This is a genomic window from Bacillota bacterium, from assembly GCA_023511835.1.
Lineage (GTDB): Bacteria > Bacillota > Sulfobacillia > JAIMAT01 > JAIMAT01 > JAIMAT01.
Genome location: JAIMAT010000011.1, coordinates 1 through 14,232, shown reverse-complemented (window position 1 = coordinate 14,232; position 14,232 = coordinate 1). Strand labels below are relative to the sequence as shown.

The following is a 14,232-nucleotide window of genomic DNA, read 5'->3' as shown; positions in this document are numbered from 1 at the left end:
GCTCGCGGTATCCTTATGCCCGGTTGTCTCCGGCAGAAATTTCCGCGGCGGCCCCCCCGGGTCGCCGGGAGGAGCGAGCGAACCGGCTTGTGCGGCATCTGCGGCCTCCAGCCCCCCGACCCCCGCGAGCGGCCACCCGCCGCCTGGCTGGCCGGCATGTGCCGGCAGATGGCGCACCGCGGCCCCGACGAGGAGCGGCTCCTGGTGGAGCACGGGATGGGCCTCGGCTTCACCCGCCTCGCCATCCTCGACCCCGAGGGCGGCCGCCAGCCGCTCTCCGGCGAGGACGGCTCGGTGGCGGTCGTCTGCAACGGCGAGATCTACAACCACCTCGAGCTCCGCCGCGCTCTGGAGGAGCGCGGACACCGCTTCCGCTCGCGCAGCGACGTGGAGGTGATCGCCCACCTCTACGAGGAGGAGGGTGTGGCCGCCCTCCGCCGCCTGCGCGGCATGTTCGCCCTGGCCGTCTGGGACCGGCGGCGCCGCCAGCTCCTGCTCGCCCGCGACCGGCTCGGCATCAAGCCGCTCTACGTCGCCGCCCTCCCCGGCGGCGGCTTCGCCTTCGCCTCCGAGATCCGCGCCCTCCTCACGCTGCCCGGCCTGGAGGCCAGACCCGACCTGGCCGCGCTGGAGGCCTACCTCGCCTACCGCTTCGTCCCCGGCGCGGCCACCTTCTTCCGCGGCATCCGCCGCCTGGAGCCGGGCCACTACCTGGTGGTCCGGCGCGGCCGCGCCCGCGGGGGGCGCTACTGGAGCTGGCCCGGCGGTGCGGGGGCGGGGGAGGAGGCGGCGGCCGTCGCCGGCGCCGCGCCCGCCTCCGGCCCGGAGGGGGAGGCGGAGGCCGCCCGCCTCCTCGAGGCCACGCTGGCCGAGGCGGTGGAGCTCCACCTCCAGGCCGACGTCCCCGTCGGCCTCCTCCTCAGCGGCGGTCTCGACTCGGCCGCCCTCCTGGCGCTGGCGGCCTCCCGCGCCTCCCGGCCGCTGGACACCTTCTCGCTCGGCTTCGCGCGCCGGGGCGAGCCGCTGCCCGGCTTCTGGGAGCTGGACGAGGCGCGCGCCACGGCCCGGCGCTACGGCACCCGCCACCACGAGGTGGTGGTGGAGACGGCGGAGCTGCCCGACCGCCTGGAGGCCGTCGTCGACGCACTGGAGGAGCCGCTGGGCGATCCCACCGTCTTCCCCCTGGAGCGGATCAGCCAGGAAGTCCACCGCCACGGTCGCGTCCTCCTCTCGGGCGAGGGCGCCGACGAGCTCTTCGGCGGCTATGCGGTCTACCGGGCGGCGGCGGCCGGGAGGCTCCTGGCCGGCCTGCCGCCAGGCCTGCGGGCGCGCCTGGCGGGCTGGGCGGAGCGCTGGCCCGCGCCGCTCCCGGGGCGGAACTGGCTGCGCCGGGCGCTCCTGCCGGTGGACGCCTGGTACCTCTGCGTGGGCGGCCTCTTCGATGAGGCGGCGCGGGAGCGCCTCCTGGAGCCCGGTCTGCGCGCCGGGCCGGAACTCGGCCGGGAGCCGCGCCCGCCGGCGGCGGGTGGCGCCGCGGCCGACCCGCTGGCGCGGATGCTGGAGATGGACGTCACCTGCATGCTCCCCGGGGATACGCTCCTCAAGGCGGACAAGCTGACCATGGCCCACTCCGTCGAGCTCCGCGTGCCCTTCCTCGACGACCGCGTGGTCGAGCTGGCGGCGCGCATCCCCGCCCGCCTCAAGGTGCGCGGCCGCTCGTTCAAGTACATCCTGCGCCGTGCTCTGGCGGATCGGCTGCCCCCGGGGCCGGCGGAGCGCAGGAAGCTGGGCTTCACCGCGCCGGTGGCGCGTCTCCTGCGCGAGGAGCTCCGCCCCCTGGCCGAGGAGCTCCTCCTCTCGCGCCGCCTGGCCGAGCGCGGCCTTTTCCGGCGGCAGGAGGTGGAGCGCCTCCTCCGCCGGGCCGCGGGCGGCCCGGGCGCCGCCCCGGCCGCCTCGCGCGCCGACGGTCTGGCCGCCCGGCAGCTCTTCGCGCTGCTCATGCTGGAGCTCTGGTTCCGCCGCTGGATCGACCGGCCCGCCGCCGGCCGCGCGGCGCTGGCGGAGGCGGCGCCGGCGGCGGGCGGGACGCCGCCGGCCGGGCTCCAACCCTAGGAAGCGGAGCGGCTCACGGCGTCCGCGCCTGGACGAAGCGGCCGATCTCGGCGATGGCCTCCTCCGCCTCGGGCATGGGGAAGGCCTGGAAGACGTGCCACATCTCCGGCCAGACGCGGAGCGTCACCTCCACGCCCGCGGCGCGGGCGCGCTCGGCCAGGCGGCGGGCGTCGTCCAGCAGCACCTCGTCCTCGCCCACGTGGATGAGGAGCGGCGGCAGCCCGCCCAGCTCGGCGTAGAGCGGCGAGGCCAGCGGGTGGCGCGGGTCTTCCTCGCCCAGGTAGAGCCGGGCCGCCCCGCCGATGCCCGACGGATCGATCCAGGGATCGCGCTCCGCCCGCGTCCTGAGCGTCTCGCCCGTTCCCGCCAGGTCGGTCCAGGGCGAGAGGAGCGCCGCCCCCGCCGGCAGCGGCTGGCCCGCCTCGCGCAGGGCGACCAGCGTGGCCACGGCCAGCCCGCCCCCGGCCGAGTCGCCGGCCAGGACGATCCGCCCGGGCTCCAGGCCGGCGGCCAGCAGGCCGCGATAGGCCGCCACCGCGTCCTCCACCGCCGCCGGGAAGCGGTGCTCCGGCGCCAGCCGGTAGTCGACCAGCAGACCGCGCGCGGCCGCGGCGCGCGCCAGGCGGGCCACCAGGCTGCGGTGCGAGGCGGGCCCGCCCATGGAGTAGGCGCCCCCGTGCAGGTAGAGGAGGACGCGATCCGCCCGCGCGCCCGGCGCGTCGATCCACTCGCCGGGAACGCCGCCGCTCTCGGCCCGGCGGACGACCACGTCCGGCGCCAGAGGAAGCAGGCCGCCCATGGCGTCCAGCTGCCTGCGCTGCTCCTCCACGGAGGGGGGCGCCGCCCTCCGCGCGGCTTCCCTCTGCCGGAGCAGCATCTGCCGCATGGCCTGGCTCTCCGCGCTGGCCATGCCCACCACCTCCCCGCGCGGCCGGCTCCGCTGCAGCGGCCGGCCGCTCGGCCCTACTTCGTCGGCGGGGGCGTCGCTCCTGGCCGGCCGGCCGCCAGCCCCGCGGCCCGCCTCCGACGCCCATCTCGTTGCGACGACAAATAGCGAATATCAAATGGAACATTGACTTCTCGCATATCACGATCAATGATGGCAAAGGAGGGCGGGGCCATGGCAGACGGTGGCGCGGCGGGTGGCGGGGAGCGGCGCGAGGCGGGGGGAGGACCGCTCCGGCGGAACCGGGCCTTCCTCCTTCTGGGGCTGGCCAACCTGGTCTCGGTGACCGGTTCGGGCGCCTCGGGGGCGGAGGCGGCCCAGGCGCTGGTCATGGCCGCGCTGGCCGCGCCGGGCGACGTCGTCGCCGACCGCCTCCCGCGCCGGCGCTACCTCGTCGCCCTGGAGGGCGCACGGGGCCTGGTCATGGTGGCGCTGGCGGCCGTCCTCCTGGCGGGGAGGGCGCCGGTGGCGCTGGTCTACTTCCTGCTGATGCTGGACGCGGCCGGCTTCGCCTTCTTCAACCCCGCCATGGGCGCGCTCTGGCCCGAGGTGGTCCCCGCGCCGCAGCTCCCCCGGGCCAACAGCCTCGTCTGGACGGCGCAGAACCTGGGGCGCGTGGCCGGGCCGGCGCTGGGCGGCTGGCTGGCGGGCGCCTGGGGGCCCTGGTCGGCGGCGGCGGCCGACGCCGGCAGCTACGCCTGCTCGGCGCTGGGCTTCCTCCTGGCGGGAAGCCTGGGGAGCGTCCGCGTGGCGGGCGGCGGAGGGGCGAGGCGCGGCTTTCTCCGCGACTTCGGCGAGGGGCTCGGCTGGGTGGCCGGCGAGAGGCCGCTGGTCGGCCTGCTGGCCGTCGCCACCTTTCTCAACCTGGCCTTCAACGGCGCCTTCGTCCTCCTGCCGGTGGTGGTCCGGCGCCTCTTCCAGGCCGGGCCGCAGGTGCTGGGGACGCTGGGCGCCGCCTTCTCGGCGGGCGCGCTGGCGGGCGGTCTCCTCCTCGGCCTCCTGCGGCTGGAGCCGCGGGGGCGGCGGCTGATCGGCTCCGTCCTCCTGCAGGCGCTCCTCCTGGCCGGGCTGGGCTGGAGCCGGAGCGCGGGGTTGGACGCCCTGTTCCTCTTCGGCATCGGCCTCCTCAACGCCGGGGTGAACGTGTCGGTGACCACGCTCCTCCAGTGGAGGGTGCCGCCCGCCATGCTGGGGCGCGTCTTGGGCCTCCTCTCCACGCTGGTCATGGCGCTGACGCCGCTGGGAGAGATGCTGGGCGGCCTTCTCGGCGACCGCCTGGCGCTCCCCTGGATCTTCTCCGGAGCCGCCTTGCTGGCGCTTCTCGTCGTCCTCCTGTCGCTTCTGGCGGCGCCGGAGCTGCTGGAGGTGGAGCGCTGGGCGCCGCGGGCGGGCGGGGAGGAGGCGGGCCGGGCCGCCTCCTCGTGACGCGGCCGGCCGGGATGGGGCGGGACGTTCGGGAAGGGGTGAGGCGCGGGTGGCGGAGCGAGAGGAAGGGCGCGGCGACTTCGAGGGCGTGCGCGCGCTGGAGATCCGGGGGCGCCTGGCGGCGCTCCGCCTCGAGGCGGGCGACGGCTGGCGCCTGGAGCTGCCGCCGGAGGCGCGGGTGGACCGGGAGGGCGAGCGGCTCCGCATCGAGATGCCGGTGCGCTGGAGGAGCTGGCTTGCGGCCGACGCCGGGGCGAGGCTCCAGGTGACCGCGCCGCCGGGGCTGGAGCGGTGGGACGTCCAGGCGACGGGCGAGGTGGAGGTGGCCGGGCTGGGCGGCTCCGGGCGGGTGGAGGTGAAGGCCGGCGACGTGCACGTCCGCGCCTGCTCGGGCGAGCTGCGCGTCGACAGCGGGGCGGGCGACGTGACGGTGGAGGGCCACCGCGGGCGCCTCCTGGTGCACAGCGGGGCTGGCGACGTACGGGTGCGGGGGGGCTTCCTCGAGCAGGCGGAGATCCGCTCGGGGGCGGGCGACGTGGCGTTCGCGGCGCGCGTGGGCCGGGAGGCCTCGCTCCGCAGCGGCGCCGGGCAGGTGGAGCTGCGGCCCGAGAGCGACGGCGAGGCACGCATCGAGGTGCATTCGGGCTTCGGCGACGTCAGCCTCTACCTGGACGGCGTCCGCGGCGGCCGCCTCGAGGTGCGCACCGGCGCGGGCAGCGTGGAGGGCACGGCCGGGATCCGTTTCACCCGGCGCGGCGGCGTGGGCCTCTACTCGGTGGACGAGCTGGGCCCGGGGAGCGGCTGGATCCGCCTGAGCACCGGTGCCGGCCGCGTCCGCCTCTTCGGCCAGCCGGGTAAGGCGCCGGCGGCGGGGCCCGAGCCGCCCGCGCCGGGCCGCCGCTACCCCGACGCCCGCGCCGTGCTCGAGGCGCTGGCCCGGGGCGAGATCGACCCGGAGGAGGCGGAGCGGCTGCTGGACGAGCTCTGAAGTCTGCCCCCCGCCGGGGCGGCCCCGCAGCCGGGGCCGCCCCTCCATAAATCCAGGCCAACCACGCGCGATAAGCCATGGCGAAAACCTTCGAATACGGGGAGCGAAGGTGGATGACAATGGAAGAAGAGCGTATGGAAGCAAGTGGCAACGGGGGGGGGGGGTAGATTTTTCCAGCCTCGAGGAGCCCGCCCCCGCGCCGGAGAAGGCGCAGGCCCGGCCGGGGCGGCAGGCGGCCGGAAGCGGCCGGCAGCTGCGGATCCCGCTCTTCGTCAAGCTGCTGGGCGGCTTCCTGGCGATGGCGCTGCTGGTGCTGGCGGGCAACCTGGTCATCCTCGACCGGCTGGACGGCGCCATCGGCGGCTACCAGCGGGTGGTGACGCATAGCGACGCCACGCTCCAGCTGGCGGAGCAGCTGCAGGGGCTGCAGGGCGACCTGCAGCGCTTTGCGGTCACCTACGTGCTGACGCGGGACACGCAGGTCCGCGCGCAGGTGGCCCCGGCGGAGCAGTCGATCCGGCAGGTGGAGGGGCGGTTGCAGGGGCTGGTCCTCTCCGCGGCGGAGGAGTCGGCGCTGGCGGCGCTGGAGAAGGCGGACCGGGCGTACGAGGCGACCGTGGCCGGCGTGCTCGCGCAGGCGGAGGCCGCCGGCGCGGACGGCGCCGCGCTGGTGGGGACGGGGAGCGCCCTCTACCAGCAGCGGGAGGCGGTCAAGGCCGACGTGAACCGCCTGGTCGGGCTCGCCCGCAGCCAGGCTGAGGCGAGGCAGCGGGCGAGCGAGGCGGCGGCCGCCGCGGCGCGGACCACCGCGCTCGCCGTCACCGTGGCCGCGGCGCTGCTGGCGCTCCTTTTCGGCCTCATCCTCTCCCGCGCGCTCTCCGCGCCCGTCCGGGCCGTGGCCGAGGCGGCCGCCCGCGTGGCCGCAGGCGATCTGACCGCGCGGGAGATCGAGCTTCGTGCGCGCGACGAGACGGGCGAGCTGGCCCTCTCCTTCAACCGCATGCTGCACAACCTGCGCGGCCTGGTGAGCGCCTTGCGGGCCTCGAGCCGGGACGTCCGCCGCCTCTCGGGAGAGCTGGCGCTCTCCAGCAGCGAGGCAGCCCAGGCCACGGCCCAGATCAGCCAGGCGGTCCAGCAGGTCGCCCAGGCCGCCAGCCAGCAGGCTGCGGACTCCGAGGAGGCGGGCGCGGCGGTGGCCCAGGTGGGGCAGGCCGTCGACCAGGTGGCGCGCGGGGCGGAGTGGCAGGCGGGCCAGGTGGAGACGGCCTCGCGTTCGCTGGCGCAGCTGATGCAGCAGGTGGACTCCGTGGCCCGGGAGGGCGAGCACGTGCTGGAGATATCGCAGGGCGCGCTGGACGCCACGCGGCAGGGAGCCAGCGCCATCGGCGCGGTGCTCGCCCGCTTCCCCGAGATCCGCTCCGGCTCCAACGAGGCGGCCGAGACGGTGCGGGCGCTGGGCGAGCGATCCAAACGGATCGGCGACATCGTGCAGGCGGTCTCCGAGATCGCCGACCGGACCAACCTCCTGGCGCTCAACGCCGCCATCGAGGCGGCGCGGGCCGGGGAGCACGGGCGCGGCTTCTCCGTGGTGGCCCAGGAGATCCGCTCGCTGGCCCAGCAGTCGGCCCGCTCCACGGAGGAGATCGCGTCGCTCCTGGGCTCCATCACCGCGGCCGTCCAGGAGGCCGTGGCCATCATGGAGACGAACAGCGGCCGGGTGGAGGAGAGCACGGCGCGGATCGACGAGGCGGGCGAGGCGCTGGGCCGCATCCTCCGGGCGGTGGAGGGGACGGTCCAAGCCGTGGGCAGGATGACCGAAGGGACCCGGCGGGCGGCCGAGGAGGCGCGCTCGGTCTCCAAGGCCATGGAGGAGCTGTCGGGCACCACCGAGGAGAACGCCTCGGCGGCCGAGGAGATGGCGGCCTCGGCGCGCGAGGTGAGCTCGCGCGTGGAGAGCCTGGCCGCCACCGCCCAGGAGACGGCCGCCTCCGCCGAGGAGGTCTCCGCCGCGGTGGAGGAGCTGGAGGCGTCGAGCTCCACCGTACAGCAGCGGGCGCAGGAGCTGGCCCGTCTGGCCCAGGCGCTGGAGGAGCACGTGGGCCGTTTCCGGATCGACCGGCAGGAGGGCCGCGCGCGCGAAGAGGCGCGCTCCGAGCCGGCGCGGCGGCGCGCGGGCGCGACCGGCTCCGCCGCGGCCTGAGGGGGCACGAGAGGCTGTGGCGAGCGACACCGACCTGCTGGCTTCGCTGGCGGAGGAAAGGAGGGGCGCCTTCCGGCCGTGGGGCCTCTACCTGCTCCGCTTCCTCGCGCTGGCCGCCGGCGCCGTTCTGACGGAGCTGGTGGGCTACACCTATCTCGGACCCTGGATCCGCGGCCAGGTCGCCCAGGTGCGCCCGCTCTCCGAGGCGAGCTGGCGGATGCTCTGGCTCCTGGTGGTGGACACTCCCGGACTCTTCGGCCTCGTTCTCTACTTCACCCACGTCGACCGCCTGCGGCTCACAAGCCTCGCCTTCCAGCGGGAGGCCTTCCGGGCGCTCTTCGACCACACCGTCGACGCGGCGGCCATCCTCGACCTCGGAGGACGGGTGGTGGCGGTCAACCGGGCCGCCGAGGAGATCCTGGGGCGGCCGCGGGCGGAGCTCCTGGGGGCGCGCGGCTGGTCGTGGTTCCCCGAAGCGCAGATCCCCGAGGCCACCAGGCGTTTCCGTGAAGCCTTCCTGCATCCGGTGGCCCCGCTGGAGCTGGCCGCGCGTCACCCGGAGGGGCGGGAGGTGAGCCTCCTCACGCGCTTCGTCCCCATCTACCACTCCGGCCGGGCCATCGGGGCCTTCTGCATCGCCAGCGACGTCAGCGCGCTGAAGGCGGCCGTGGAGCAGGCGGAGCGACTGGCCCGGCGCGACCCGCTGACCGGGCTGGCCAACCGCCGGGAGCTGGAGGAGCGCCTGGCCGAAGCCATCCGGGAGGCGCGCGCCCGGAGAGGGCTCCTGGCGGTGATGTACGTGGACCTGGACAACTTCAAGCTGGTCAACGACGCGTTGGGACATGAGGCGGGCGACGCCGTGCTGGCGGCGGTGGCGCGCCGCCTGGAGGGCTGCGTGCGGGGCGACGAGACGGTGGCGCGCTTCGGCGGCGACGAGTTCGTGGTGGTGCTCCCCCGCCTCTCCGCGGTGGAGAACGCCGAGGCCGTGGCGCTGCGCATCGTCCGGCGGCTGGGCGAGCCCGTCGCCTGGGACGGCTACCAGTTCTCCCTGACGGCGAGCGTGGGCATCGCCCTCTACCCCGCCGCCGGCGAGACGGCCGAAGCGCTCCTGAAGAACGCCGACGCCGCCCTCTACGAGGCGAAGCGGCAGGGGAAGAACCGCTACCACGTCCACATGCCCTACCTGACCCAGCGGGCCTGGGACCGGCTGCGCCTGGAGAGCGAGCTGCGCAGGGTCCTGCGCGACCCGGAGCGGGAGTTCTACGTGGAATACCAGCCCCAGGTGGACCTGGAGAGCGGGCGCGTGGTCAGCGCCGAGGCGCTCGTCCGCTGGCGGCACCCCGAGCTCGGGAACATCCCGCCCGCCGAGTTCATCCCCGTGGCGGAGGAAGTGGGCCTGATCCACAAGATCGGCAGCTTCGTCCTCCAGGAAGTCTGCCGGCAGATCGCCCGCTGGCGCGAGGAGGGGCGGCTGCCGCTGCCGGTGGCGGTCAACGTCTCCCCGGCCGAAATGCAGCGCGCCGACTTCGTGGAGCGCTTTCTCTCGACCCTGGCCCGCTGGGACGTCCCGCCGGCCTGGCTGGCGGTGGAGATCACGGAGACGGCGCTCATCCGGAACCAGGAGGAGACCGCGGAGAAGCTGAGGACGCTCCACCAGGCAGGCGTGCGCATCCTGGTCGACGACTTCGGCGAGGGCTACAACTCGCTGGCCGTCTTGCGCGAGCTGACGGTGGACGGCGTCAAGGTGGACCAGATGTTCGTGCGCGAGATCGACGTCCGGGCCGACGACGCGGCCGTCCTCCTGGCCATCGGTCGGCTGGCCCACGCCATGGAGCTGGAGATGGTGGCGGAGGGCGTGGAACGCCAGACGCAACTGGCGGTCCTGCAGGAGTCCGAGTGCGACCTCTATCAGGGCTTTCTCTTCAGCCTGCCGCTCGGGGCGGCGGAGTTCGCCGAGCGTTATCTCGCCAGGGCGGACGAGCCCTGAACGCGGCCGGCCGGGAGAGGGCGCCGGGGCCGGGGCCGGGGCGGGCGGCGGTACGGCCTGGCCGCCCGCCGCCTTCGCCCCGCCCCTACGCCTCCCCGCGCCGCTCCGCCACCCGCACGAAGAGGAAACGCCCCGCCAGCCCGGGCAGCACCGGGCTGGCCACGCTCTCCAGACCGGCGGCGGCAAGCCAGCGCTCGAGATCCGCCTGGGCGATCCAGCGCAGCTCGTCGGCCGGCTCGAACCAGTGGCCGATCCGGAAGGCCAGCCGCTGCCAGCCGCTCTCCACCGCCATGTCCGCCAGCACCAGGCGGCCTCCCGGTCGGAGCAGGCGCCCGAGCTCGGCCACGCCCGCCTCGGGCCGGCTCCAGTGGTGGAGCGAGAGCGTGCTCACCACCCAGTCGAAGGAAGCCCCCTCGAACGGGAGGCTCTCCGCCTCGCCCACCCGCCACTCCACCGCCCCGTCGGGCAGGCGGCGGCGGGCCGCCTCCAGCATCCCCGGCGAGGGGTCGACGCCCCAGTAGCGGCAGGCCGGCTGCCTCCGCCCGAGGAGCGCCAGCAGGCGGCCGTTGCCGCAGCCCACGTCCAGCAGTCGCTCCCCCGGGGCGCAGCGCACCTGCGCGGCCACCGCCTCGTAGAGGGAGCGGAAGGGCCCCAGGCCGCTGACGCGGTCGTAGAGGGGGGCCACGCGGTCGAAACTGCCGGTGCTCATCCTCTCCCTCCCCCGGGCGAGCATACGACGGAGGGCGCCTTCTTCCGAGGGCAGAGACCGCCGAGGGCGCAGACCGCGATCGGCGCCGCTCTCCAAGGGACGCGATCGTTCCGCAAGCCCGAATTTACAAGTATTCGACTGGCAAAGAAGGAAAGGGGCACCATGACGAGAATGCTCTCGCAAAAGCGCAAGCTCCACCCCGCCGCCCCTCCCCGGCCGGTTGAATCCTCCCATGCACGCCCGGACGGCCTTTCGCGAAAGGCTCTCGGTCGGTGGCGGGCGTCGGAGTCTCCTCGGCGGGCGAGGCGCGCCGCGGGCGGGAGGTGGAAATCCGGCCGTGGAACAGGCGATCCCCTTCGTCGGTCGCCGGCGCGAGTTGGAGGAGTTGCAGGACCGGCTCCGGGAGGCGCAGGCGGGAGCCGGCCGCCTTGTCCTGGTGGAGGGGGAGGCCGGCGCGGGCAAGTCGACGCTGGTGCGCCGGCTGATGGCGCAGGCCGGGCCGGCGCTGGCGCTGGCCGGCCGCTGCCCGGGACCGGGCGAGACGCCTCCCTTCGGCCCCTGGCGCGAGCTGGTGGCCGCGCTGGCGCGGGAGGAGGAGCGGGAACCGGCCGGGCTTCCTCCGCCCTTCGGCACGGCGCCGGGCGCGTGGAGCCCCTACGAGACCGCCCGGGCGTTGGCCGGCTGGCTCGCCCGCTTCGAGCGGCCGCTCCTGCTCCTCGTGGAGGACCTCCACTGGGCCGACGCCGCCACCCTCGACCTGACGCGCCACCTGGCCGGGCTGCTGGGCGAGCTGCCGGCGCTGGTCCTGGCCACCGTCCGCTCGGAGGCCGTCCGCCGCGGCCACCCGCTCTGGGGCTGGCTGCCCGACGTGGAGCGCGCCGGCGCCGTGCGCATGGCCCTGGGCGGCCTGGGGCCGGAGGAGGTGGCCGAGCTCCTGGAGGCGCTCGGCCTGGGCGGCGGGGAGAGCGAGGCGCTGGCGCGCCGGCTCCACCGCCGTACCGAGGGGCTGCCGCTCTTTCTGCGCGACCTGCTCCTGCCCGTGGTGCGGGGCGGCGCCCTGCCCGGCGAGGGGGAGCCGCTGCCGACGAGCGTCCGGCAGTCCATCGACCGCCGCCTGGCCGACGTCTCGCCCGCCGCGCAGGCGGTGCTGGAGGCGGCGGCCGTGCTGGGGGCCGACTTTCCGCTCGCGCTCTTGGAACGGACGGTCGACCTGGGCGAGGAGGAGCTGGCCGGCCTGCTCGAGGAAGCGGTCGACGCCCGTCTCCTCGAGCCGCTGGACGCGGCCGGCGAGCGCTTCGCCTTCACCCACACGCTGGTCCGCGAGGCGCTCTTGGGCCGGCTGGCGGGGCCGCGCCGGCGGCGCTGGCACGCCCGCGCCGCGGCCGCCCTGGAGGCGGTGGCCCCGGACGAGGTGGAGGCGCTCGCCCTCCACCTGCAGCGCGCCGGCGACCCGCGCGCGCCGGGCTTCCTCGCTCGTGCCGGCGACCGCGCTCTGCGCCTGGGCGCTCCCGCCGAGGCCGAGGAGCGGTACGGGCAGGCGCTGGCCCTCCTGCCGGAGGGCGACCCCGGCCGTGCGGAGCTCCTCCTCAAGCTGGGCTGGTGCCGGCAGGCCGGCGGCCGACCGGGGGCGCCGGAGGCGCTCCGGCAGGCGCTGGCGGCGGCGACCGAGGCGGGCGACCGGGCGGTGGAGGTCTGGGCACGCCACCTGCTCGCCTGGCTGGCGGTGGTGCGCGAGGAGCGCGGCGCCCTGGAGGAGGCGGAGGCGGTGATGGCCGCCCAGGAGGAGCTGCGCGGCGACCCGCGCTTCGAGCGCCTGGAGCGGGAGCTCTTCGGCGAGGTGGCCGGCTACCCGCGGGCGGGTGCGGCCTGCGTCGGCGTCCTCGCCCACCGCGGCCAGGCCGAGGAGGCGGAACGCCTCTTCCGCCGCCTGGCGGCGCGCGAGCGGCCCAGCGCCAGCCACGACCTGCTCAACGTGGGCATGATCCTGGCCTTCACCTCGGACGACTTCGCCGGGGCGGCCGCCATGTGCGGCGAGGCGGCGGAGCGGGCGGCGCGCCTGGGCGACATCCGCAACGCGGCACGCCTCAAGGCCAACCAGCTCCTGCTCCTGCTGGTCGGTCCCGCGATGCCGGCGACCGCGGTGGACGCCGTGGCGGGGGAGCTGGGTCGGCTCGAGGAGGAGCTGGCCGCCCGCGGAGGTCTCGGCCTGATGCCGCCGGGCTACAGCCTGGCGGGCGTCTACCGCTACTTCCGCGGCGACTGGCCGGGCGCCCGGCGCGACGTGCTGGAGTGCGCCCGGCAGCACCCCGAGAGCTTCGGCGGCTCGCTCCGCTGGTACGCCGGCTGGATCCTGCTCGACCTGGGCGACGCCGCGGCTGCGCAACCCCTGCTGGAGTCGGTGCCGCCCTTCCGCCCCGAAGACCCCGTGCCCGTCAGCCACAACTTCCTGGTCCTCGCCCACGCGCTCCGCGCCGAGCTTTGCGTGGCGCTGGGCGACGAGGAGGGGGCGCTGGCGTGGCTGGAGGCGGCCGAGGCCTGGCCGCCGCTGGCCCGGGCCGCCTTCTTCCGCGCCAACGTGCGCGTGGCGCGGGCGCTCTACCACCGCCGCCGCGGCGAGGCGGAGGCCGCCTGGCGGGCGGCCCGGGAGGCGCTGGAGGACGCCCGCCTCTCGGGCTCCAGCTACACGCTCGTCCGCGCCGGTCGCCTGGTCGGCCGTCTGGCCCGCGAGCGCGGCGAGGAGGGGGTGGCGGCCGCCTCCCTGGCCGAGGCGATGGAGCGGGCGGAGCGCTGCCGCTTTCCCCTGCAGGCGGCCCTGGTGCGGCTGGAGCGCGCCGCCCTCCTGGCGGGGCGCTCCGCGACGGCGGCGACCGCGGCGGCCGACCTGGAGGCGGCCCGGGCGCTTCTGGCGGAGACGCCGGCCGCCGGTGCCCTGGCGGCGGCGGAGGTGGAGCTGGCGCGCCACGGCCTCGCCCCCGGGCGGGGGTTGCCGAACGGGCTGACGGCACGCGAGGCGGAGGTGGCTGCGCTGGTGGCCGAGGGCCTGACCGACCGCCAGATCGCCGCCCGCCTCGCCATCTCCCCGCGCACGGTCGACCGCCATCTGCGCAACATCTTCCAGAAGCTGGACCTGCCCAACCGGACGGCGCTGGCGCTCTGGGCGACGCGAAGCGGGCTGGGCGCCTGAGGGGCGGGCGCCGCGGGCGGGTTGGGGAGAATCCCCCATCTCCCGGTCCGTCTCGCGGAGCGTCGCGGATGCGGGCTCTTCCCGATGCCGGGTCGGGGGGCGCCATGGCAGCATGGGCCCCGACGCGGGCCGCCACGGGCGGCCTCCGGTGGGAGGTGGGGGCGACGCCGGCCGAGGGGACGCTCACCCTGGGGCAGCTGGTGCGGGAGTCGGAGGCGGCGCTCTTCGTCGGCCGCACGCGCGAGCTTCGCGCCGTCCGCGCGGCCCTGGAGGAGGCGAGCGCCAGGCCCGCGCTGGTCTACGTCCACGGCCCGGCGGGCGCGGGCAAGTCGGCTCTTCTGAACGCCTGCCGGCGCCTGGCGGAGGAGGCGGCCTGCCGCCCGCTGACCCTGGCGGCGGAGGCCGGGAGCGAGGGCGGCGCCCTGGTGCTGCTGCTCGACCGGCTGGAGCGGGCGCTGGCGCTGGCACCCGCGCCGGGCGAAGCGCCCGAGACGCGCCTGGAGCGGCTGGCGGCGGCCGCCGCGCGCGAGGCGGCGGAGCGGGGGCTGGCGCTCCTGGTGGACGACTACGACCGCCTGGGCGGCGAAGAGCCGCTCTTCCGGGAGCGCTTCCTGGAGCGGCTGGGGCCGGGGACCTGCGCCGTGCTCGCCGGTCGCCGGCCGCCCGCCGAGCTCTGGCCGG

At 76.5% G+C, this 14,232-nt stretch carries 9 protein-coding genes; 7 read left to right on the top strand and 2 right to left on the bottom strand.

Going from position 1 to position 14,232, the window contains the following annotated elements; all coding sequences use genetic code 11:
- The first annotated feature begins 87 nt into the window (after nucleotides 1-87).
- On the top strand, nucleotides 88-2,112 hold the full coding sequence (asnB, locus tag K6U79_03595) for an asparagine synthase (glutamine-hydrolyzing) (GenBank protein ID MCL6521440.1): 2,025 nt from the start codon (nucleotides 88-90) through the stop codon (nucleotides 2,110-2,112).
- A 13-nt stretch (nucleotides 2,113-2,125) separates the two neighbouring features.
- On the opposite strand, the gene K6U79_03590 is transcribed toward asnB, so the two are convergent.
- Nucleotides 2,126-3,022 (bottom strand): alpha/beta hydrolase, encoded by an 897-nt coding sequence (locus tag K6U79_03590; protein ID MCL6521439.1) that lies wholly within the window; start codon nucleotides 3,020-3,022, stop codon nucleotides 2,126-2,128.
- Between the two features lie 210 nt (nucleotides 3,023-3,232).
- Between K6U79_03590 and K6U79_03585 the strand changes: the two genes are divergently transcribed.
- The 4 genes from K6U79_03585 to K6U79_03570 all read left to right on the top strand — a co-directional run bounded on the left by K6U79_03585 (nucleotide 3,233) and on the right by K6U79_03570 (nucleotide 9,658).
- The gene (locus K6U79_03585) at nucleotides 3,233-4,483 is read left to right on the top strand and encodes an MFS transporter (GenBank protein ID MCL6521438.1); all 1,251 of its coding nucleotides are present in this window, start codon (nucleotides 3,233-3,235) and stop codon (nucleotides 4,481-4,483) included.
- A 49-nt stretch (nucleotides 4,484-4,532) separates the two neighbouring features.
- Nucleotides 4,533-5,471, top strand: a complete 939-nt coding sequence (locus tag K6U79_03580; protein MCL6521437.1) for a DUF4097 family beta strand repeat-containing protein — start codon at nucleotides 4,533-4,535, stop codon at nucleotides 5,469-5,471.
- Between the two features lie 109 nt (nucleotides 5,472-5,580).
- On the top strand, nucleotides 5,581-7,671 hold the full coding sequence (locus K6U79_03575; protein ID MCL6521436.1) for a methyl-accepting chemotaxis protein: 2,091 nt from the start codon (nucleotides 5,581-5,583) through the stop codon (nucleotides 7,669-7,671).
- Between the two features lie 16 nt (nucleotides 7,672-7,687).
- Nucleotides 7,688-9,658, top strand: coding sequence for an EAL domain-containing protein (locus K6U79_03570; protein MCL6521435.1), 1,971 nt, complete (start codon nucleotides 7,688-7,690; stop codon nucleotides 9,656-9,658).
- A gap of 85 nt (nucleotides 9,659-9,743) precedes the next feature.
- Here the strand turns inward: K6U79_03570 and K6U79_03565 are convergent, their stop codons facing one another.
- Nucleotides 9,744-10,367 (bottom strand): methyltransferase domain-containing protein, encoded by a 624-nt coding sequence (locus K6U79_03565; protein MCL6521434.1) that lies wholly within the window; start codon nucleotides 10,365-10,367, stop codon nucleotides 9,744-9,746.
- A gap of 337 nt (nucleotides 10,368-10,704) precedes the next feature.
- On the opposite strand from K6U79_03565, the gene K6U79_03560 reads away from it, so the two are divergent.
- Both K6U79_03560 and K6U79_03555 read left to right on the top strand, forming a co-directional pair.
- A complete protein-coding gene (locus tag K6U79_03560) occupies nucleotides 10,705-13,551 on the top strand; it encodes an AAA family ATPase (GenBank protein MCL6521433.1) in 2,847 nt (948 codons plus the stop codon).
- A gap of 104 nt (nucleotides 13,552-13,655) precedes the next feature.
- The coding region (locus tag K6U79_03555; protein ID MCL6521432.1) for an ATP-binding protein at nucleotides 13,656-14,232 on the top strand (577 nt) is incomplete at its 3' end.